This is a genomic window from Arthrobacter sp. IK3 (genome assembly GCF_051337705.1).
GTDB lineage: Bacteria > Actinomycetota > Actinomycetes > Actinomycetales > Micrococcaceae > Arthrobacter_B > Arthrobacter_B koreensis.
In genome coordinates this window covers 104989-125950 of the sequence record NZ_JBPPSW010000001.1, presented here as the reverse complement: position 1 = coordinate 125950, position 20962 = coordinate 104989, and the positions used below count along the sequence as shown (strand labels likewise).

Here is a 20962-nt window from a genome sequence, read left to right as displayed (position 1 = left end):
AAACAACGCTTAGGCCTGCTCCGGTACGGAGCCGCCAGGGACCGCCTTTCGGCGGCCCCTGGCGCAAAGTGCTACTGCTCCGGAACGGAGACAATCACCTGTGCCGCGCGCAGCACCCGCTCGTTCGCCTTATAGCCGGTGCGCAGGATCTGCGTAACGGTGTCGAAGGTGACGTCCGGGCTCTGCTGCTGGATCAGCGCTTCATGGACGTTCGGGTCGAACTCCACTCCGGTCTCATCGATTCGGCTCAGGCCGTAGCCCTTGAGCGTGTTTTCCAGCTTCACGGAGATCGAAGCGAAAGGCCCCTCCGCCAGGTCGCCGTGCTTGCGGGCAGCCTCGATGTCGTCCAGGACCGGCAGCAGGGAATTGAGCATTCCCACCACTGCCATTTCCCGGGCGACGTCGCGGTCCCGCTCCACGCGGCGGCGGTAGTTCACGTACTCGGCCTGCAGCCTCAGCAGGTCACTGCGCAGTTCCGCGGCTTCCGGGGTTCCGGCAGCTGCGGGCGCTTCGGCACCGGCACTGTTCAGGATTTCCTCCGCCTGGGACAGGGCATCGCCCTCGGCGCCGCCCTCCGCGGCGGGCTGCTCGCCCGCGGATCCTGCCTGCTGTGACTGGGGGTCCAGGTTTTCCTCGGGTTCGTTGCCCGGGGTCTGGTTTCCGTTCGCGTCCTCAGCAGCCATGGCTACTTCTTTTCTTCGTCGTCGACTACTTCGGCATCCACGATGTCTTCATCGCCTGCAGCCGAACCGCCTGCGCCTTCACCCGCTGCGGAACCACCCTCAGCCCCGGCGCCTGCACCCGGCTCGCCGGCTGCCTGGGCCTGCGAGTAGATCGCCTCGCCGAGCTTGGTCTGGGAGGCCTGGAGCTTCTCGAACGCGGTCTTCACCTCGTCGTCGTTGTCCGTGCCTTCCAGTGCCTTCTTCAGCGCATCGACATCACCCTTGACCTCGGACTTGACGTCCTCGGGGAGCTTGTCGTCATTGTCGGTGAGGAGCTTGTCCACCGAGTAGGCCAGCTGCTCGGCAGAGTTGCGGACGTCTGCGGCCTCGCGGCGCTTCTTGTCCTCGGCAGCGTGCTCTTCGGCTTCGCGGACCATGCGGTCGATGTCTTCCTTGGAAAGGGAGGAACCGCCGGTGATGGTCATGGACTGCTCAGCGCCCGTGCCCTTGTCCTTTGCGGACACGTGGACAATGCCGTTGGCATCGATGTCGAAGGTGACTTCGACCTGCGGCACGCCGCGCGGGGCCGGCGCGATGCCGGTCAGCTCGAAGGTGCCCAGCGGCTTGTTGTCCCGGGTGAACTCGCGCTCGCCCTGGAAGACCTGGATGGCCACCGAGGGCTGGTTGTCATCGGCCGTGGTGAACGTCTCGCTGCGCTTGGTCGGGATGGCCGTGTTGCGCTCGATCAGCTTGGTCATCACGCCGCCCTTGGTCTCAATACCCAGGGAAAGCGGGGTGACGTCGATCAGCAGTACGTCCTTGCGCTCACCCTTCAGGACACCGGCCTGCAGGGCTGCGCCAACGGCCACAACCTCATCCGGGTTCACGCCCTTGTTCGGCTCCTGGCCGCCGGCCAGTTCCTTGACCAGCTCGGAAACGGCGGGCATACGGGTGGAGCCGCCGACCAGGATGATGTGGTCGATGTCCGAGACCTTGATGCCGGCTTCGGCAATGACGTCGTTGAACGGCTTCTTGGTGCGGTCCAGCAGGTCCTTGGTCAGGTCCTGGAACTTGGCGCGGGAGAGGTGCTCGTCCAGGTGGACGGGACCTTCGGGGGTCACCGAGAGGTACTGCAGGGAGATGTTGGTGGAGGTCGCCGAGGAGAGTTCCTTCTTGGCCTGCTCCGCTGCTTCCTTCAGGCGCTGGAGGGCGATCTTGTCCTTGGACAGGTCTGCACCCTTGGCCTTGGCCTGGCTCAGCAGGTAATCAACAATGCGCTGGTCCCAGTCGTCGCCGCCGAGGCGGTTGTCACCGGCGGTGGCGCGCACCTGGATGGTGGAGAAGTCATCTTCATCCTTGCCAACTTCCAGCAGGGAGACGTCGAAGGTACCGCCGCCGAGGTCGAAGACCAGGATGAGTTCGTCTTCCTTGCCCTTGTCCAGGCCGTAGGCGAGTGCTGCTGCGGTGGGCTCGTTGACGATGCGCAGGACGTTCAGCCCGGCGATTTCGCCGGCTTCCTTCGTGGCCTGGCGCTCGGCGTCGTTGAAGTATGCGGGGACGGTCACGACGGCGTCGGTGACCTTCTCGCCCAGGTACGCCTCGGCGTCGGCCTTCAGCTTCTGCAGGATGCGGGCGGAGATTTCCTGGGCGGTGTACTTCTTGCCGTCAATGTCCACGCTCCAGTCGGTGCCCATGTGGCGCTTGACCGAGGAAATGGTGCGGTCGATGTTGTTGACCGCCTGGCGCTTGGCGATCTCGCCGACCAGGACTTCACCGGACTTGGCGAAAGCAACAACCGACGGGGTGGTCCGCCCGCCTTCAGCGTTGGCGATAACGGTGGGCTCGCCGCCTTCCAGGACGGAGACAACGGAGTTGGTGGTTCCGAGGTCGATACCTACTGCACGTGACATATTTGCTTCCTCTTTCCTTGGAAATCGATGGCCGCTGCCGGGCGCCTCCGGCAGGCAAACCAGCCGGTGCGTCCAGTGCGCCACCCGTAGCGCATATTGAGCGTTCTGCACTCAACTTTACTCCGGGGTGTACATTTGTCAACAAACTTGAGCGACATCCACTCAACCCTCCGGCCGTGGATCCATCGCCGTCAATCCCCGATCGCGTGAAGCAGGGAACGCCCCCAGAACTGGGCCTTCTCAACCTCTCCGGAGAGGAGCGGACCTTCCGTTCCCTTCACGTAAAAGGGCTGGGGCGCCGAAACGATCTCCGCACCGCGGCGGCGAAGTTCCTCGGAAAGCTTCCCGGCGGCGTCACCGTGGATGAACAGCCGAACCCGGGTGTCGAAGGCGGCCGCCCGCACCCCGTTGAGCTGGTCCGGACCCAGCGCCTCCAGGGCCGCCATGACAATCGGCGTGGGCCGCCAGCCGTTGATCGGGCTGCCCACCACCAGCAGGTCGCCCTCCTGAAGCGTTTCCGGACGGAACCCCGGCACCTGCATCGCTTCAGCGTCTACGTCCCGGAGGGAACCGGCGATCGCTTCGGCGATGCGTCGGGTATTTCCGTAGGCAGAGTCGTAGAGCACAACGGCCTTCATCCGGGTTCCTTTCCGGGCCCCCTGTTCTATGAAGGCACCGCGTCCACGGGGCGCACAAGGGGTAGCTGCTATCCGCGCACCGGACAGGGGAACTCCGCACGATATGACACAGCATGACCTGTTCCCCGGCTGCGGCGGGTTTTCGGGGCCGGGTCCGCGTATCGTCCTGCTATGGCCCAGGACACGTACTCGCATGGACACCACCGCAGCGTTGTGAGCGCGCACGCCACCCGAAGCGCCGCCGATTCCGCTGCCTACCTCCTCCCGCACCTGCAGCCCGGCCTACGGGTCCTCGACGTAGGCTGCGGCCCCGGCAGCATCACCGTGGACCTCGCAGCGCTGACGGCACCGGGGCTGGTCACCGGGCTGGACCGTTCGGAGGACGTGCTGGTCCAGGCCCGCGCGCTGGCCACCGAGCGGGGCGCGGACAACGTTGAATTCCAGCCGGGAAACGTCTACGACCTCGATTTCCCGGATGACACGTTCGATGTGGTCCACGCCCACCAGGTTCTCCAGCACCTCACGGACCCGGTAGCGGCCCTGCACGAGATGCGCCGCGTCACGCGTCCCGGCGGCCTGGTAGCAGTGCGCGACGCCGACTACCGGGCCATGAGCTGGTACCCGGAAGTCCCCGAGCTGCAGGAGTGGATGGAAACCTACCAGCAGATCGCCCGCGGCAACCGCGCCGAGCCGGATGCCGGCCGCCGCCTCGTGGCCTGGGCGCTCGAGGCGGGATTCACCGAACTTGAGCCGTCGTCGTCGAACTGGCTGTACGCAACCGAAGAACGCCGCCGCTGGCACGCGGGTGCATGGGCTGACCGGGTGCTCCACTCCGCCTACGCCGAACAGGCCCTGGAACGCGGCCTTGCCACCGGGGAGGACCTGGCCAGGATCGCCGCCGGCTGGAAGCGCTGGGCGGATTCGCCGGACGGCTGGTTCCTGATGCCGAACGGGGAGCTGCTGGCCCGGGCATGACGGACCTGCACTGACGCAGCGCGGCATCCGGTGCTGGGTAGGCTGGAAGCATGTACCGAATCATCACCGTGTGCACCGGCAATATCTGCCGCTCGCCCATGGCCCAGTTCAGCATTGAACGTGCCCTGGCCGAAGCCGGACTTGGGTCCCGGACGGAAGTCGACTCCGCTGGTGTGACGGGGTGGGAGGCGGGACGCCCTATGGACCCGCGGACTGCGGCCGAACTGCGTCAGCACGGTTACAGTGAGTCCGTCCTGGACGGTTTCCGGGCCCGCGCCTTCGAGGCGGACTGGTACGGTTCCCGGGATCTGATCCTCGCCCTGGACCACGGACACCTGAGCCACCTGCGGGCCGAGGCTCCGGCCAAGGACCAGAACAAGATCCGCATGCTCCGCAGCTTTGATCCGGCTGCCGCGGACCTGCCGGCGAGCGCACAGGGCATAGCGGACCCCTGGTACGGGGACATGTCCGACTTCGATTCTTCGTATGCCCTGATTGAGGCTGCGGTGCCGGGCGTGGTGGAGTACGTCCGCGCTGCGCTGGCGGACGGCAGCAGATGACTGCTGCCGCCGGGCGCCCGCTGCTGATCGGCGTCGACGGATTCTCCGGGGCCGGCAAGACCAGCCTTGCGCTGGAGCTGGCTGCCGCACTGCGGGCGCACCGTTCGGTTGCCGTGTTCCATTTGGAAGACGTATATCCGGGCTGGGACGGCCTGCAGGACGGCATGGAGTACTACCGGCGCGAAGTGCTGGCCCCGCTTGCCCTGGGCCGGGAAGCAAGCTGGCAGGCCTGGGACTGGGAAGCCGGGCACTATGACGAGCCGCGGCGGACCGAACCGGCGGAGATCGTCATTTTCGAAGGTGTCGGTGCCGGACACCGCGCCGCCCGAGCCCTGCTCGATGCCGTGGTGTGGGTAGAGGCGCCCGAGGAGCTCCGCAGGGAACGCGCCCTGGCCCGCGACGGTGAAACGTACGCGCCGCACTGGGACCGCTGGGCCCGGCAGGAAGCCCGCTGGGCTGCCGCCGACCAGGTTGTTGAGGACGCGGACGTTGTACTCGCCAGCGGTGCCGCCGGCTTCCCCCTCCACCGGTATGTCCTGCGCGCACTGGACTCCCTGCCGCTTCCCGCTCCCGGCCTTGGCCTTCCCCAGCCGGGACCGGCAGTCTCCATCCGCACGTTAGCGGGTGCACCGGATCCGCAGGCGCTTTTCGGTGCACTGTTCGGCAACAGCTCCAACGCTGTGTGGCTGGACAGTTCCGACGCCGGTTCGGCCGGTGCGGGCGGCAGCCCGCCGGAGCGCAGCCGGTTCAGCATCATGGCGGACGACGGCGGGGCGCTGGGCCGCCATGCCGTCCATGCGTCCGGGAACACCCGGGTGGCCTGGGGCCCGGTGACCGTGAACATCCCCGGCCCGTTCTTCCGCTGGCTTGATCATGAGTGGGGCAGGCCACCGGTGGAGGTCCCGGCGTCGTATCCCTGTCCGTTTGCCCTTGGCTGGGTGGGCGCGCTGGGCTATGGGCTGAAACGGGAAACAGGTGCTACACCAGGCCGCCAGCCGGGTCCCGAAGCGGATGCCGCACTCATCTTCGCGGCCCGCGCCGTAGTGCTGGACCATGCACTGTCCCAGGTCCATATGCTGTGGCTGCACGATCCCGACCTGGAAGAGCCCGGGGCGGCGTCCGGCCAGGAGGCCTCCGCTGCACGGGATCCGGCTGCACGCTGGTTCGAGGAGGCCCTGGACGCCGTGGGCCGCGCACGGAACAGTGCAGGAAAGGGTACCGGCACACCCGCCGACACCCTGCCGGACACCCAACCCGGAGGTCCGGCCTTCACCTTCCGCGACAGCCGCGCAGGCTACCTGGCCAAGGTCCGCCGGGCCCAGGACGAAATCCGGGAAGGCAACAGCTACGAGATCTGCCTGACCACGGCACTGGAGGCTACCCTGCCGGCTCCCGTACCGCCCCGGCACATGAGGGAACTCTATGGCCTGATGCGGCGCCGGAGCCCGGCACCCTTCGCCTCGCTGCTGCACGTCAACGGCACCGCCCTGCTGGGCACCTCCCCGGAACGTTTCCTGCGGATCAGCGCCGGCGGGAACCTGCGAGCCGAGCCCATCAAAGGCACCCGGCCGCGCGGTGCCACCGAGGCCGAGGACGCCGCACTCCGCCGGGACCTCCTGGAAAGCGTCAAGGACCGCGCGGAGAACATCATGATCGTCGACCTGATGCGCAATGACCTTTCCCGGCTGGCCATCCCGGGCACCGTTGCGGTTCCCAGGCTGTGCGTGGTGGAAAGCTACGCCACGGTCCACCAGCTGGTCAGCACTATCGACGCACAGCTCGCCCCCGGAGCCAGCCGGGCAGAAGCCGTGGCCGCCGCGTTTCCCGCCGGTTCAATGACGGGCGCACCCAAGGTCAGCACCATGGAGATCCTGGACCGCCTGGAGGCCGCTCCCCGGGGGTTCTATTCCGGGGTGCTTGGCTATTTCTCGCTGACCGGCGCCGCGGACCTCTCGGTGGTGATCCGCACACTCGAGCTGCATCCGGACGGTGCAGGGGGTACCTCGCTGCGCCTAGGCGTGGGCGGGGCTGTAACGTCCGGGTCCGACCCGGAAGCTGAATGGGAGGAAGTCCGGACCAAGTCCAGGGGCGTGCTCAGTGCGCTGGGCTCAGTGGTTCCGCCCGGGTAAGCGGACCTACTGCAGCGTGGCGGTCAGGCGTGCCACGTTGTCCACGTAGCGCTGCCACACGGGGCGGTTGCGCCACTCGTCGAGGATGAGCTCCTTCGACAGGCTCCGGTACGTGTCCTCGATCTGGCGCATCTTTTCCACGATGTCCCCGCCGAACATCATCATGGAAACCTCCAGGTTCAGGGAGAAAGAGCGCATGTCCATGTTGGAGGAACCCAGGACAGCGACGTCGTTGTCCACGGTGAAGTGCTTGGCGTGCAGCACCAGCGGGGCCGGGTACTGCCAGATCCGGATTCCGGCTTCCATCAGCGCCTCGTAGTACGAACGCTGGGCATGGTCCACCAGGAACTGGTCACCGCGTTCGGAGACGAAAAGCTCTACCTGCACTCCGCGCTGTGCCGCCGTCGTAATGGCGTAGAGCAGTGAATCATCGGGGACGAAGTAGGGGCTGGTGATCGAGATGCGTTCGGAGGCGGAGTACAGCAGCGAGGTAAACAGGCGCAGGTTGTTCTCGGTCGTGAAACCGGGGCCGGAGGGGACCACCTGGCAGGTGACTTCACCCGGCTTGGAGGTCCACTCGTAGAGGCTCAGTTCCTGTTCGAGGTTCTCGTCCGTCTCCATGTTCCAGTCGGTGGCGAACACCACGTTGATTTCATCCACCACGGGGCCCTCGAGCCGGCTCATGAGCTCCACCCACTTGCGGCCCATCTTGTGGTTGCCGGGTTTGCGGTAGCCGGGCTCCACCAGGTTCTGCGAACCGGTGAAACCCAGTACGCCGTCCACAACGAGGATCTTGCGGTGGTTGCGCAGGTCCGGGCGCCGCCAGTGGCCCCGGAGCGGCTGGATGGGCAGCATGGGATGCCACTGGATCCGGCTGCTCTTGAGTTCCCTGAGCAGCTGCCGGTAGCCCTTCACGCGCAGCGTGCCAATGTGGTCGAACAGCAGGCGCACGGTTACGCCGCGTTCGGCGGCATCGCGCAGCGCGGTGAAGAATTCCCGGGTGACGGCGTCGTAGCTCATGATGTAGAACTCGACGTGCACGTACTTGGTGGCACCGCGGACGGCGTCGGTCATCTGCCGGATGGATTCCTCGTAGTCGCGCTGGAGCTCCACCTTGTTGCCGTCAAGGCTGGGCAGTGAGCCCAGCCGCCGGTTGAGTTCCACGGCTGAGAGCACCCACTCCGGTCCGGAGTAGGAGGAAGACTCGGCTTCCAGCTCGCGTGTGTTCTCACGGACCCTTTTGTTGATCTGTGTCTGGCGCTCAACCCGCTGCTCGGAGAGGCGGTGGTTGCCAAAGAGGGCGAACAGGATAATTCCGGGCACCGGAAGGAAGAAGATCGCCAGCAGCCAGGCCATGGCCGTGGTGGGGCGCCGGTTTCCGGGCACAATGCCCAGGGCAATGATCCGGATTGCGAAGTCCAGGATTGTCAGGCTCGTCGCCAGCCAATTTGGAGCAGTAACCGTCCACCACACGTGCGCTTTTCCCTCCGACCACCCAACCTTCCCTTCAGCCTAGCGCCCGGAATGGGGCTCCGCGGCCACTAGGCTTGCTGCATGACTGTTTTGGTTTTCCTGGACCCCGCATATCCCGCCGGCCGCATCGCGGATGCGTCCAAGCCGCAGCTGATGGCAACGGACCTCGGGGCCACCCGCGGTGATGGAGTCTTCGAGTCGATGCTGGCCGTGGACGGGCATGCCCGGAAGGTGGGCATGCACCTGGAGCGGATGGCCTCCTCCGCGGCTGCGCTGCAGCTGGACTTCCCCGCGCCGCAGGTCTGGGAACCGGCCATCGCGACGGCGCTGGCCGAGTTTGCCCGCGTACACGGGAATGCGCCCGCCGTCGTGAAGCTGATGCTGACCCGAGGACCCGAGGGCGCCGGCTCACCGACAGCATGGGTGGCGGCATCCCCCGTGCCCGAATCCACCGGCCGCCAGCGGGAGGAAGGCCTGGACGTGCTCCTGCTGGACCGCGGCTACGACTCCTCCCTGGCAGAGCGCGCTCCGTGGCTGCTGCTGGGTTCCAAGACGCTGTCCTACGCGGTGAACATGGCTGCGCTCAGGTTCGCAAAACAGCACGGCGCCGACGACGTCATCTTCACGTCATCCGACGGAAAGGTCCTGGAAGGCCCCACTTCCACCGTGGTGCTGGCCGTGGTGGAGGACGGAGTCAAGACGCTGCTTACCCCGGAGCTTGAAAGCGGAATCCTGCCCGGTACCACGCAGAGCGCCCTGTTCGCAGCGGCAGAGAAGGAAGGCTGGCAGCTCGGCTACGGTCCGCTGGAGCCCACCCACCTGATGCAGGCCGACGGCGTGTGGCTGATTTCAAGCATCCGCCTGCTCGCACCCGTGAAGTCGATCGACGGCAGCCCGGTACCGGTTTCCCGTGAGCTCACCGATGAGCTGGCAGCCCTGGTGGAAACCGTCCTGTAGCCCCGGCCACCAGCCGGAATCCGCACGGGCGCAGCCATGGCGGCTGCGCCCGTCCGCGTTTCAGGACAGGATGAAGTTGAACGTCCCGGCCGCCGCGGCGGCCCACACCGCTGCCGCCGCCAGCCCGACGCCGTAGGCAAGGACCCACAGGTCAATCCGGCTGAACGTGGACGAACGCGCCCACGTCCGTTCGCTGCTGCCGAAGCCGCGGGCCTCCATGGCAACGGCCAGCCGCGTGGCGCGCCGAATTGCCTGGATCAGCAGGGCAAGCCCCTGGCCCAGGAAATTGCGGAACCGTCCCAGCGGCGACGCGGCGGCGTCGGCCCCGCGCGCATGCCTCGCCAGCCCAAGCGTGCGCCATTCCTCGACGAGCAGTCCCACCAGCCGCATCGCGGCCAGCGCCCCGAGAACAAACCGGGACGGCAACCGGAGCCGCTGAGCCAGCGCGTCTGCCAGGTCCGTCGCGTCCACGGTGACCAGGAGGAAAATGCCGGGCAGCGCTATTGCCAGGCCGCGCAGCCCAATGGCGATGCCGGCGCCCACCGAGTCCGTGGTGAACAGCAGGGGCCCGGCATCCAGCAGCACGTCTCCGGTTTTCTCCGCCAGCAGGGCTGTCCCGTACGCACCCACGGCCGCGGCGATGAGCAGCGGCCAGATCCGTTTTGTCAGCGTCCACGGGTTGATCCGGAGCAGCGGGAGCAGTGCCAGCTCCCCTGCCAGCACCACGGTGGCGCTGACCCAGTCCACCGTCAGCAGCACGACAACAGTGACTGCGACGGCGGCGCCGAGGGTGGAGAGCGGATTCGCGGCGCTGATCCGGGAACGCTGCGTGCCGGGAAGTGTTCCTGCGGCGGCCGGCCGCACGGCCTGGGCGCTCATGCTGCCGCTCCGGCTGCGGGTCCGGCCGGCTGCAGGCGGGCACAGCCCTCCTGCACCTGGAGGATGCGCCCTCCCAGCGCCTCAGTGAACTCGCGGTCGTGCGTCACCGAGACGACGGCGCAGCCCGCGTCCCGGCGCTGCCGCGCGAGCAGCGAGACCAGCTCCCGCCAGGTGTTGGCGTCCTGGCCGAAGGTGGGCTCGTCCAGGAGCAGGATGTCCGGCGAGGTGGCGAGCATGGTGGCCACGGAGAGCCTGCGTTTTTCCCCGCCGGAGAGCGTGAACGGGTTTGCCTGGAGCAGCCCGGACAGCTTCAGCCGGTGCGCCAGTTCTTCCACAGTGTCCCGGACTTCGGATTCGCTGCGGCCGGCACGGAGCGGCCCAAAAGCCAGCTCGTCCCGGACCGAGCCGGTGAGGAACTGGTGCTCAGGTTCCTGGAACACGGTTCCTATCCGGGTTACCAGCTGGGCCGACTTCCATTTGGACGGGGTACTGCCCGCTTCCCTGGCCAGCGCCGGTGAAGCACTGAGCTGTCCGCCGCGGGGACGCAGCAGTCCGCCCAGTGTCAGCGCCAGCGTGGACTTCCCGGCACCGTTGGGCCCGGTGATTCCCAGTGCGTCCCCGGCCTTGAGGGTTAGGTCGACGCCGGTGAGCACAGCTGGGCCGCGCGGCGTTCGGGCAACCTCGAGACCGTCGGCGGTCAGCAGGTCCTCGGCGGACCGCAGGGCAGGCAGCGGCGGAGGCACGTCCACCGCTGCGCCGGGCAGCCAGACACCGGCTTCCGCCAGCCGGGAACGCGTTCGCTCAGCGGTGAGGACCTCCTGGGGCGGGCCGTCCGCCAGCAGTCCCCCGCCGGCGTCGAGCACTATCACCCGGTCCACCAGCTGCGCCCACGCGGCTACGCGGTGTTCCACCACAATCAGCGTGGCACCGGTCCGGTCCAGGACGCGTTCCACCGAGTCCCGGATTTCCAGCACGCCGTCCGGATCCAGGTTGGCGGTCGGCTCGTCCAGCAGCAGCAGTCCCGGGGCCATGGCAAGGATGGATGCCAGTGCCAGGCGCTGCTTCTGGCCGCCGGAAAGGGCGGCAGTTGGATGTCCGAGCGGCACCCGGAGTCCGACGTCGTCCAGCGCCGCGTGCACCCGTTCCCAGATCTCGGCGCGGGGAACGCCGAGATTCTCGGCACCGAAAGCCACCTCGTCGCCCACCCGGGACAGCACGATCTGCGAGTCGGGATCCTGCAGCAGCAGTCCCGCGCGCCCCCTGGCGGCCTGGGGGTGCGCCCCGTCCAGCCGCAGCGTTCCTGTTTCTGTTCCGCCGGTGTCCTCCCCCAGGACTCCGGCCAGGGCATGCAGCAGCGTCGACTTGCCTGCTCCGGAGGCCCCCAGGAGAAGCACCCGCTCCCCCGGGCTAATGTCAAAGGAAACACCGGCAACCGCCTGGGCTTTGCGCCCGGCGTGCCGCCATCCCCAGTGCCGGGCAGCAACTGCCACGGGATTGGCTGCGGACATCGCCTACACGTCCGCCGTGCGTCCGGACGCGAAGGCCGAGAGCACCCCGGTCTTCGCCAGTGCCCGCACCGCCAGCCAGGACAGCAGCCCTGCCAGCAGCAGCCCGGAAACCATCGCGAAGACGGTGTACAGCACCTGCCACTGGAAGGCCCATTCCGGCATGTACAGGATTGATTCGCTCACTCCGAGGAACAGGCCGGAACCGAGGCCTGCGAGCAGCGCCACGGGAAGGGTGAATTTCCGGTACAGGAAGAGCAGGAACACAAGTTCGGCGCCCAGGCCCTGGATGGCTCCGGAGAGCAGGACGGAAAGGCCAAACTGGGTTCCCAGCACGCCGGAGACGGCGGCAGCGAGGACTTCGCAGTACAGCGCGGCTCCGGGCTTGCGGATGATCAGGGCGCCCAGGACACCGGCGATCAGCCAGCCGCCGGTGTAGAGCCCGCCCAGCGGCGGGAAGGCCACGAACGCGGCGGCGACTCCGCCGTAGGCCAGTGACCAGGCCCAGAAAACTACCCCGATGGCCACGCCCAGTACGGATGCTACGACGATGTCCACCACCCGCCACGAAGAGCGTACGGGCTGGACTGTTTGGGTTTGCTGCATTGAATGTTCCTCCTGGAATCAGGAGGGGAGGGAAAACCGCCGGCGGCGGTGCACCCCTGAGATCTCGACTCCCTTCGCCGGTACTAACCGGAGCAGGTTCGAGGGTCTGCGGCTTGGTCCGCACTCTCAGCGCCCGAAAACCGGCGTCCGGAATGCTCCGGAGCCGGGAAGCGGCGCTCCCCTGTCGTGTGTATGCGTGGTCCACTGTACACGCAGTGACGCGTGTAATCCGGGCGCGGCAGGTAGCGTAGGGGGAAACACCAACGCACTAGACCAAGGAGCACTTATGAACCTGATCCTGAAACTGCTGGGTACCGGTGTCAGCGTGGGCGCCGGACTGGCCTCGGCAAAGATCCTGGACTTCATCTGGACCAAGGCCACGGGCAACGAGCCGCCCAAGGATAAGGACGGTGCACTGGAAGCGAGCCTGCGCTCGGCCGTCATCTTCGCGCTGGTTTCCGGCGCGGTAAGCCAGGCTATCCGGGTGCTGACCAACCGCGGCACGCAGCGCGCCATCGCCCGTTACAACCGCACTCCCGAGGTCGTTTAGCCTCCCCCTCCATCGAGATCACAGAAACTGCCCGTATGAGCGTTCATACGGGCAGTTTCTGTCATCTCGATGGAGGGGGGGTCAGCCTTCGCGGCTGCGCCCCGGCGGCAGCTTCCCGGTTTCGGCTTCGGCACGGGTCCGGGCCAGTTCCTCATCGCTGAGTTCACCGGTGTAGTAGCTGCCGTCCGGTTCCTGGCCTGGATCGTCATCCACCTTCGGATCCGCGTCCGTGCTCCCGGCGGCCTGTTCCTCGGAAGCCTCGAACATCAGCTGCTGGGCACGCTCAACGACGTCGTCCAGTTCATCGATGGTCAGCAGCTCGGGACGCAGGTGCTTGGTGCGGTACCCGGCCCGGCCAACCATGTGGGCGGACACCGGCGCGGTGAGCAGCATGAAGATCCAGCACAGCGCCAGGACCGGCAGCAGGACCCAGCTGCGGAACTCGACGGCCATGGCCAGCAGGAAGAGCAGCAGGCCAAGCACCTGCGGCTTGGAAGCGGCGTGCATCCGGCTCATCAGGTCAGGGAAGCGGGTCAAGCCAATCGCCGCGGCGAGGGACATGGTGGCACCGCCCAGCAGGAGGGCCGCCACAATAACGTCAATCACAGTCTCGTTCATGGCTACCTCCGGTCCGTCACGAAGCGGGCAACCGTCACAGAGCCGATGAAGCCGATCAGCGAGATCGCGATCAGCAGGGCCATGTAGTCCAGATGCCGGTGCACTACCATGTCCACCACCAGGGCGCCGCCCACAATCGCCAGGAGGACGTCTGCGGCAAGCACGCGGTCAAGGATGGATGGTCCGCGGACAATGCGGAAGATGGCACCGGCGGCAGAAACGGCCAGCATGATGGACACGATGATGACGGCAACAGTCATCGGCTGACCTCCCTTTCGCGCAGTTCCCTGAGGTCCTTCTGCTCCGCCCGGACAAGCGCGAGCTCCTCCTTGGTACCCATCACGCGGATCAGCCAGGATTCCGTGGCCCGCACGTCGCTGCGGACCTTTTCGGCTGCCTCCTGCGTGTCCACACCCAGGCAGTGCAGGTACAGGGTGGACGTGGAACGGTCCACCTCCACCACCAGGGAGCCCGGGATCAGCGAGAGCGCGTGGCCGGTGGCCGTCACCAGCAGGTCCGAGTGGCTGCGCAGCTTCACCGCGACAACCGCATTCTTGATCCGTGGTCCCTGGACGGTGGCCAGCCAGAGCACGTGGACGCTGGCGACCACCAGTTTCCAGAGGAACCGGATGCCGAAGCCCGCGGCATAGAAGATGTTGAACCTCCCGGAGAGGTCAACCGGAGGCAGGTAGAAGATGTTCGTGACGACGAACGCGATGATGGCGCCGAACACCAGGTTGCCCAGGCTGAAATCCTGCCAGAGGGCTCCCCAGAGCAGCACCAGCCAAATGATCAGCGGCAGTTCCTTGAGCAGCGGAATGCGCGGGTGCTTGCGCATGAGTGCCTTTTTGGTCACGGTGCGCTCCCTTCGCCGAGCACGGCCTCAATGTACGGCGTGCGGTCCAGCAGGTCCTGGGCGGCGTCGTCGCTCAGTGAGAACAGCGGTCCGGCCAGTATGGTGAGGGAGACGCCCAGTGCTACCAGTCCCACCGTGGGGTAAACCATGGTCTTGGGCAGCAGGTCCACCGTGGAGCGGCCGCCGAAGCGTCCGCTGTTGTTCCCGCTCACGTTGCCGGAGTCCCGCACAACGCTGCCGTCCGTGGTGGTGGCCAGCAGGATCGGGTCCGGATGGACCGCGTCTTCCGGAGTACGCCAGAACGCGCGGTTCCAGACCCTCGCCATCACCAGCAGGGTCAGCAGCGACGTCAGGACGGACGCGGCCACCAGAATGTAGGCCAGCGGCGTTCCCAGTTCCACGCCGGCCTGCATCAGTCCAAGCTTGCCCAGGAAGCCGGAGAACGGCGGGATGCCGGCGAGGTTGATCGCGGGGATGAAGTACAGGACTGCCAGCAGCGGTGAGAGCTTTGCCAGTCCGCCCAGGCGGTCCATGTTTGCTGTTCCGCCTCGCCGTTCGATCAGCCCGGTCACGAGGAAGAGGCTGGTCTGGACGGTGATGTGGTGGACCACGTAGAACACTGCTGCCCCAATGCCAACGATCGAGGCGACAGCCAGCCCAAACACCATGTAGCCGATGTGGCTGACCAGCGTGAAGGACAGCATTCGCTTGATGTCCGTCTGCGCCAGCGCACCCAGGATGCCCACGAGCATGGTCAGGCCGGCCACCACCATCAACAGGGTGTTGATCCGGTCCCCCGGGAACAGCAGGGTCTCGGTCCGGACCATGGCGTATACGCCCACCTTGGTCAGCAGGCCGGCGAACACCGCGGTAACGGGTGCCGGGGCCGTGGGGTAGGAGTCAGGCAGCCAGAAGGAGAGCGGGAAGACGGCAGCCTTGATGCCGAAGGCGACCAGCAGCATCAGGTGCAGCATCATCTGCGTGCCCGGGTCCAGTTCGCCGAGCTTGATGGCCAGGTCCGCCATGTTCACGGTGCCCGTCGCGGCGTAGATCATGCCGATGGCGGTGAGGAACAGGACGGAGGAAATGACACTGACGACGACGTAGGTCACGCCGGCGCGGATGCGCGGTGTGGTGCCGCCCAGGGTCATCAGCACGTAGCTGGCGGTCAGCAGGATCTCGAAGCCGACGTAGAGGTTGAAGAGATCACCGGCGAGGAAGGCGTTGGAAACACCGGCCACGAGGATCAGGTACGTCGGATGGAAGATTGAAATGGGGCCGTCTTCATCGCCGTCGGCCATGCCCTGGCCGGTGGCGTAGATGAGGACCGCAAGGCTGATGGCAGTGGAAACCACGAGCATCAGGGCGGAGAACTGGTCCACCACCATGGTGATCCCGAACGGCGGCATCCAGCCGCCCAGGTTCACGGCCTGCGCTCCGGTCTCCCAGACTGCGGCGAGCAGGAAGCACTCAAGCGCCAAAGTCAGGGCCAGCACGCTGATCGAGACGATCCGCTGGGAGCGCTGGTGCCGGATGAGCAGGAAGGCCAGCGCCGCGCCGAGGAACGGCAGGACGACGGCGAGCGGGGCAAAACTGGAAGCGTTCATCGTTTTGCCTCTCCTGTTGATCCGTTGCCCGCGCCGCGCTGCGAACCGGGTGCTTCTTCGGCTTCCTCAGCCGGCGTGAACTCCGTGGTGTCCTCGGGGACATCGGCGTCGTCTTCCGCGTCGTAGCTGCTCTGGCTGGCCACGCGGCGGTCTTCGATGTCGTCCTGGACCTCGTCCTGACGTCCAAGTACCCATGACCGGTAAATGATGCCGAGCATAAAGGCGGTCACGGAGAAGGAGATGACGATCGAGGTGAGGATAAACGCCTGCGGGAGAGGATCGTTGTAGTCCTCCGGCGGAATCTCGGAGTTGAACAGGGGAGCCAGTCCTGCGAACCCGCCGGTAGCGAGCAGCAGCAGGTTGGTGGCGTTGGTCATCATGGCCAGGCCGAGCACAACCCTGGTGAGGCTGCGTTCAAGCACCAGGTAGATCCCCGCTGCGTAGAGGGCGCCCATGATGAGCAGCAGCGTGATGTTGACGCTCATCGGGACACTCCTTCCGTTTCAAGCATTTCGGGTTCGGGTTCCACCATGTCCTCGTCGTCGTCATCGGAGCCACCCTCGGAGCGTTCATCGATCTCCGAGCCGAGGCTGCGCAGGACGTCGAGCACCAGGCCAACCACTACCAGGTACACGCCGATGTCGAAGATGGTCGAGGTGACGAACTTGATGTCGCCGAATATCGGCCAGGTGAACTCGATGATGGCGCTCTGCAGTACCTGCCCGCCGAAGAACAGCGGGGCTGCGGCGGACAGTGCGGCCAGACCCAGGCCGCCACCGAGCAGCGCGCCGGCGCTGACGGGGGTGGCCTCGGCGAGTTCGAACCGTCCGCCCGCGAGGTAGCGGATGGTCAGTGCCAGGCCGGCCATCAGGCCGCCGGCGAAGCCGCCGCCCGGTGAATTGTGGCCGGCGAGCAGCAGGTAGATGGAGAAGATGATCACCGAGTGGAAGAGCAGCCGGGTGACCACTTCGAAGATGATGGACCTGCGCTCCGGCGCCAGGGTGCGGCCGGCTACGAGCCAGGCTTCCCGGGCCACGGAGGAGAACTTCCGGGCCAGGGCCAGCGTGGCGGCTTCGCGTTCGGAGGAGGCGAAGTGCTCGCGCCCGCGGTCCACGGAGCCGGTAGCCACCTCGTTCGCCCGGCGTCGCTTGTCGCCTCGTCCGCGGATGAAGATCAGGGACGCCACGCCGGTGGCAGCCATGGCCAGGACGGAGATTTCACCGAAGGTATCCCAGGCTCGGATGTCCACCAGGGTTACATTGACGATATTCAGTCCGCCGCCGCCCTTGTACGCAAGTTCCGGGTAGGAAAGCGAAATGGGCTCGGCCACCCGGGACGCCATCGCCGTCATCGCGAACAGCACCATGGCGGCACCGAAGGCGATGCCAAGACCAGCCCGCAGGAGCCGCTGGCCGGTAGGCTCGCGCTTCCATAGCCGGGCCGGCAGCGAACGCAGCGCCAGCACGAAGGCAACCAGGACGATGGTCTCCACCAGCATCTGGGTCAGGGCAAGGTCCGGCGCGCCCTGCAGCGCGAAGATCAGGGCGAGCCCGTAGCCGCTGACGCTGACCATCAGGACGGCGAGGAAACGCTTGTTGGCGCGGGCTGCTCCGACGGCGCCGATGACGACGGCAGCGCCGATCACGGCCTGCAGCGGGTTGTCGAACCAGTAGAACTGCTCGGGCAGCGGTGCTCCGCGGAGCAGCACGACCGTCAGCGGAGTGACGATCGCCATACTCAGGATGACGAACAGGTAGAAGGTCAGCGAACCGCGCTGGGTGCGGCCGGTCACCCACACGGCTACGTCATCGAGGATGCCGATCAGCCCGCGGTAGGAACGCTCGGCGTCGAGCGGGCTGGCCATGCTGGCCTGGATCTTCTCCACCCGGGCGCGTTGGAAGAACAGCAGGGTCCCGGCGGCGATCGTCAGGGCGGTCAGGCCCAGGGCGAGGGTGAATCCGTGCCAGAGCGCCAGGTGGGTGGCCTCGCCTTCCAACGGGTACAGGTCCGCGTACGGGCTGATGATCGTATCCAGCGGTTTCGGCCAGAGGCCGAAGAAGACGGTAACGGCAGCCAGGATGGCGGGGGGCGCCAGGAACGGCCACGGAATGGCCTTGAACGCCGTCGGCTTGCAGGATTCCTTGGTGGCGAAGCCGCCCCAAACGAACCGGCAGCTGTACGCGAAGGTCAGGATCGCTCCGGCCACAACGCCCACCAGCAGCACGATGGCCGAGGGGGTGCCCTGTTCCTCGGCGAAGTGTACGTACGTCTCGTAGACGGATTCCTTGGCCACGAACCCCAGCAGCGGGGGCAAGCCGGCCATGGAGGCGGCGCCGATAGCGGCGACGACGGCCAGCACGGGAGCTGAACGTCCGACGCCGGAAAGCTTGCGGATGTCACGGGTCCCGGCCTGGTGGTCAATGATGCCCACCACCAGGAACAGTGTGGCCTTAAAGAATCCGTGGGCAACGAGCAGGCCCAGGCCTGCCAGCGCTGCCTCGCGGTTGCCCAGCCCCACCACCAGCGTGAGGAACCCAAGCTGGCTGACGGTACCGTAGGCGAGCATCAGCTTCAGGTCATGCTGGCGCAGGGCCCGCCAGCCGCCGAGCAGCAGGGTAGCCAGGCCAAGCACGGTGACGACCGGGGTCCAGTAGGTAGTTTCCCAGAAACCGGGGGCCAGCCGGGCCACCAGGTAGATGCCGGCCTTCACCATTGCCGCAGCATGCAGGTAGGCGCTCACCGGGGTGGGGGCCGCCATCGCTGCGGGCAGCCAGAAGTGGAACGGGAACAGCGCCGACTTGGACACCGCGCCGAGCAGCAGCAGGACCACCGCGACGTCGACGATGACGCCGCTGGCCGCGAGCTCCGGCGCCATGGCCATGATCTCGGAGATACGGTAGGTGCCGGCTGCCGAGCCAAGCATGATCATGCCCACCAGCATTGCCAGTCCGCCGAAGGTGGTGACGATCAGCGCCTGCAGTGCCGCACGGCGGGCTGAGAGCCGGTGCGCCGCGTAGCCGATGAGCAGGTAGGACAGGATTGTTGTCAGTTCCCAGAAGATGAACAGCAGGATCAGGTCATCGGCCGTCACCAGACCGAACATTGCTGCTGCGAACGCCAGCAGCTGCGCGCCAAAGCTGCCCATCTTGGGATCTTCGGGACGGAAGTAGCGGGCGCAGTAGAACAGGACCAGGGAGCCGACGCCCAGGATGAGGATCGCGAGGACTGCGGAGAGCGCATCCATGCGGAAGGCCAGTTCGACCCGCAGGTCCGGGATCCAGTTGATAATGACCGACGGCGGCGCATTGGGAGCGCCGGAAGCCAGGGACTGGTCCGAGTCGATGTACCGGGGGTACGTTGCCATGAGCCAGATGAACGCTCCGGCGGGAACAGCTGCCAGCAGGTAGAACGCTGACCTTCCCATCCGGCGGAAGAATAAGGGCGCCACAAGTGCCACCGCAAATAGAACGGTTAGCACAAGCAGCACGTAGATCTCCCGGGTTCTCTCAATGGGCCTTACAGGTCAGGAACACAGCTTTAGTTGTCAACGTCGGGTCGAGGGGCTTTGTTTATTCTAACGGAGGCATACGCGCCGGTCACATTCGGTCCATGAACAAACCGGGCCGCGTCCGTTCACCTCCCGGACGCATTTGCCCATTAGCATCTGGAATATGGCTTCGATGACGCACGCAACCCCCGGGCACCCAGGCGCCCCTGCACAGGCGCGCCGGCGGGAGGTTTGGGCGTGGGCCTCCTGGGACTGGGGATCGGCTGCCTTCAACGCCGTCATGACCACGTTCGTCTTTACGGTGTACCTGACTTCCGACGCCTTTGGTGGCGAAGATCACGCTTCCGCGGTGCTCGGAACGGGCCTCGCTCTGGCCGGCATTCTGGTGGCCGTACTGGCCCCGGTGGCCGGCCAGCGGTCCGACGCCGGTGGGCGCCGGAAACTCTGGCTGGGCATCAACACCGTGGCCGTCTGTGTTGCCACCGGGCTCTGCTTCTTCGTGTATCCCAGCGAGAACTTCCTGCTGCTTGGCGTTGCGCTCATTGCCCTGGCCAATGTGTTCTTCGAATTCGCCAATGTGAACTACTTCGCCATGCTCAAGCAGGTCTCGACCCCGGGCACCATCGGCAAGGTCAGCGGCTTCGGCTGGGCCATGGGCTATGTTGGCGGAATTGCCGCCCTGGCACTGGTCCTGGTGGGATTCATCAACCCGGATGTGGGCTGGTTCGGAGTCACGTCGGAGAACGGGCAGAACATTAGGGCGGTGGCCGTTTTCTCCGCGGTATGGTTCCTGGTCTTTTCGCTGCCCATCTTCTTTACCGTTCCCGAGGTTCCGCGGACCCGCGCGGCGAAGATTGGTTTCTTCGCGTCCTACGGCCTGCTGTTCCGCCGCATCAGGGCGATCTATAAGACCAGCCCGCACACCATCTTCTTCCTGCTGGCCAGCGCCGTGTTCCGGGACGGCCTTGCCGCCGTGTTCACGTTCGGCGGGGTCATTGCGGCCGGTACGTTCGGCTGGGAGCTTTCCCAGGTGATCATGTTCGCCATCTTCGGAAACATCGTGGCAGCCGCGGGCTCCTTCGCGGGAGGATTCCTCGATGACCGGATTGGCCCCAAACCCGTGATCGTCGGCTCCCTGACCGGCCTGCTGCTGGCCGGCTCCGCCATTGCCATCCTGGGCGCCGGAGATGTCAGCCTGTTCGGGCTCGAGTGGACCGGGGACACCACCTTCTGGATCTTCGGGCTGTCCCTGTGCCTCTTCGTCGGACCTGCCCAGTCCGCCTCGCGTGCCTTCCTTGCCCGGCTCGCGCCGGACGGCGAGGAGTCGGAACTGTTCGGCCTCTACGCCACCACCGGACGCGCAGTCAGCTTCCTGGCGCCGTCGCTGTTCGCCCTCTTCATCACCATCTTCGGGGCGCAGCGGTACGGCATCATTGGCATCCTGCTGGTGCTGCTGCTGGGCCTGCTGGCCCTGCTGCCCGTGCGGGCACCGGACCGTACGCCCAAGGCCGTAGTCCCGGAGATCTAGC

At 66.4% G+C, this 20962-nt stretch carries 19 protein-coding genes and 1 riboswitch; of the genes, 6 read left to right on the top strand and 13 right to left on the bottom strand.

Translation table 11 applies throughout. The features are described from left to right. Nucleotides 1-71 precede the first annotated feature (71 nt). The 3 genes from ACSLGO_RS00605 to ACSLGO_RS00595 all read right to left on the bottom strand — a co-directional run bounded on the left by ACSLGO_RS00605 (nt 72) and on the right by ACSLGO_RS00595 (nt 3210). Nucleotides 72-683 carry a nucleotide exchange factor GrpE gene (locus ACSLGO_RS00605; protein ID WP_436399697.1) on the bottom strand — a complete coding sequence of 204 codons (612 nt, stop codon included), beginning with the start codon at nt 681-683 and terminating at the stop codon, nt 72-74. A 2-nt stretch (nt 684-685) separates the two neighbouring features. Next, nucleotides 686-2572 (bottom strand): molecular chaperone DnaK, encoded by a 1887-nt coding sequence (gene dnaK / locus ACSLGO_RS00600; RefSeq protein ID WP_091601809.1) that lies wholly within the window; start codon nt 2570-2572, stop codon nt 686-688. A 191-nt stretch (nt 2573-2763) separates the two neighbouring features. Then, on the bottom strand, nt 2764-3210 hold the full coding sequence (locus tag ACSLGO_RS00595; protein ID WP_433122405.1) for a flavodoxin family protein: 447 nt from the start codon (nt 3208-3210) through the stop codon (nt 2764-2766). A gap of 171 nt (nt 3211-3381) precedes the next feature. Here ACSLGO_RS00595 and ACSLGO_RS00590 point away from each other — a divergent pair, with 171 nt between their 5' ends. The 3 genes from ACSLGO_RS00590 to ACSLGO_RS00580 are packed head-to-tail and all read left to right on the top strand — an operon-like array spanning nt 3382 to nt 6874. Then, a complete protein-coding gene (locus ACSLGO_RS00590; protein WP_091601803.1) occupies nt 3382-4185 on the top strand; it encodes a methyltransferase domain-containing protein in 804 nt (267 codons plus the stop codon). Between the two features lie 50 nt (nt 4186-4235). Next, complete coding sequence (locus tag ACSLGO_RS00585; RefSeq protein ID WP_386885482.1) at nt 4236-4745, top strand: low molecular weight protein-tyrosine-phosphatase; 510 nt, start codon at nt 4236-4238, stop codon at nt 4743-4745. Continuing rightward, complete coding sequence (locus ACSLGO_RS00580; RefSeq protein ID WP_436399696.1) at nt 4742-6874, top strand: chorismate-binding protein; 2133 nt, start codon at nt 4742-4744, stop codon at nt 6872-6874. The genes ACSLGO_RS00585 and ACSLGO_RS00580 overlap by 4 nt, the downstream gene beginning before the upstream one ends. Before the next feature lie 6 nt (nt 6875-6880). Here the strand turns inward: ACSLGO_RS00580 and cls are convergent, their stop codons facing one another. Beyond that, on the bottom strand, nt 6881-8347 hold the full coding sequence (gene cls / locus ACSLGO_RS00575) for a cardiolipin synthase (protein ID WP_377955234.1): 1467 nt from the start codon (nt 8345-8347) through the stop codon (nt 6881-6883). A gap of 81 nt (nt 8348-8428) precedes the next feature. Here cls and ACSLGO_RS00570 point away from each other — a divergent pair, with 81 nt between their 5' ends. Beyond that, nucleotides 8429-9304 carry an aminodeoxychorismate lyase gene (locus ACSLGO_RS00570; protein ID WP_436399695.1) on the top strand — a complete coding sequence of 292 codons (876 nt, stop codon included), beginning with the start codon at nt 8429-8431 and terminating at the stop codon, nt 9302-9304. A gap of 60 nt (nt 9305-9364) precedes the next feature. Here the strand turns inward: ACSLGO_RS00570 and ACSLGO_RS00565 are convergent, their stop codons facing one another. From ACSLGO_RS00565 to ACSLGO_RS00555, 3 genes are read right to left on the bottom strand one after another with little or no spacing between them, the layout of a single operon-like run. Continuing rightward, the gene (locus ACSLGO_RS00565; RefSeq protein ID WP_436399694.1) at nt 9365-10183 is read right to left on the bottom strand and encodes an energy-coupling factor transporter transmembrane component T family protein; all 819 of its coding nucleotides are present in this window, start codon (nt 10181-10183) and stop codon (nt 9365-9367) included. Continuing rightward, the gene (locus ACSLGO_RS00560; protein WP_436399693.1) at nt 10180-11691 is read right to left on the bottom strand and encodes an ABC transporter ATP-binding protein; all 1512 of its coding nucleotides are present in this window, start codon (nt 11689-11691) and stop codon (nt 10180-10182) included. Before ACSLGO_RS00560 ends, ACSLGO_RS00565 begins: the two co-directional genes overlap by 4 nt. Before the next feature lie 3 nt (nt 11692-11694). Beyond that, nucleotides 11695-12294, bottom strand: coding sequence for an ECF transporter S component (locus tag ACSLGO_RS00555; RefSeq protein ID WP_152273853.1), 600 nt, complete (start codon nt 12292-12294; stop codon nt 11695-11697). A 52-nt stretch (nt 12295-12346) separates the two neighbouring features. Then, nucleotides 12347-12487, bottom strand: a riboswitch (TPP riboswitch). 93 nt (nt 12488-12580) lie between these two features. Between ACSLGO_RS00555 and ACSLGO_RS00550 the strand changes: the two genes are divergently transcribed. After that, nucleotides 12581-12844, top strand: coding sequence for a DUF4235 domain-containing protein (locus tag ACSLGO_RS00550; RefSeq protein WP_091601781.1), 264 nt, complete (start codon nt 12581-12583; stop codon nt 12842-12844). An 81-nt stretch (nt 12845-12925) separates the two neighbouring features. On the opposite strand, the gene mnhG is transcribed toward ACSLGO_RS00550, so the two are convergent. The 6 genes from mnhG to ACSLGO_RS00520 are packed head-to-tail and all read right to left on the bottom strand — an operon-like array spanning nt 12926 to nt 19412. Continuing rightward, nucleotides 12926-13462, bottom strand: coding sequence for a monovalent cation/H(+) antiporter subunit G (gene mnhG / locus ACSLGO_RS00545; RefSeq protein ID WP_377955231.1), 537 nt, complete (start codon nt 13460-13462; stop codon nt 12926-12928). Nucleotides 13463-13464: 2 nt separating this feature from the next. Continuing rightward, nucleotides 13465-13722, bottom strand: a complete 258-nt coding sequence (locus tag ACSLGO_RS00540) for a monovalent cation/H+ antiporter complex subunit F (RefSeq protein WP_091601775.1) — start codon at nt 13720-13722, stop codon at nt 13465-13467. Beyond that, nucleotides 13719-14300, bottom strand: coding sequence for a Na+/H+ antiporter subunit E (locus tag ACSLGO_RS00535; protein ID WP_091602221.1), 582 nt, complete (start codon nt 14298-14300; stop codon nt 13719-13721). The genes ACSLGO_RS00540 and ACSLGO_RS00535 overlap by 4 nt, the downstream gene beginning before the upstream one ends. A 14-nt stretch (nt 14301-14314) precedes the next feature. Beyond that, nucleotides 14315-15925 (bottom strand): Na+/H+ antiporter subunit D, encoded by a 1611-nt coding sequence (locus ACSLGO_RS00530; RefSeq protein ID WP_091601772.1) that lies wholly within the window; start codon nt 15923-15925, stop codon nt 14315-14317. Further along, complete coding sequence (locus ACSLGO_RS00525) at nt 15922-16410, bottom strand: Na(+)/H(+) antiporter subunit C (protein ID WP_091601769.1); 489 nt, start codon at nt 16408-16410, stop codon at nt 15922-15924. Before ACSLGO_RS00525 ends, ACSLGO_RS00530 begins: the two co-directional genes overlap by 4 nt. Continuing rightward, entirely contained in the window at nt 16407-19412 is a 3006-nt protein-coding gene (locus tag ACSLGO_RS00520; protein ID WP_436399692.1) for a Na+/H+ antiporter subunit A, read from the bottom strand. Before ACSLGO_RS00520 ends, ACSLGO_RS00525 begins: the two co-directional genes overlap by 4 nt. Before the next feature lie 193 nt (nt 19413-19605). Between ACSLGO_RS00520 and ACSLGO_RS00515 the strand changes: the two genes are divergently transcribed. Then, nucleotides 19606-20961 carry an MFS transporter gene (locus tag ACSLGO_RS00515; protein ID WP_263129033.1) on the top strand — a complete coding sequence of 452 codons (1356 nt, stop codon included), beginning with the start codon at nt 19606-19608 and terminating at the stop codon, nt 20959-20961. Nucleotide 20962 lies beyond the last annotated feature (1 nt).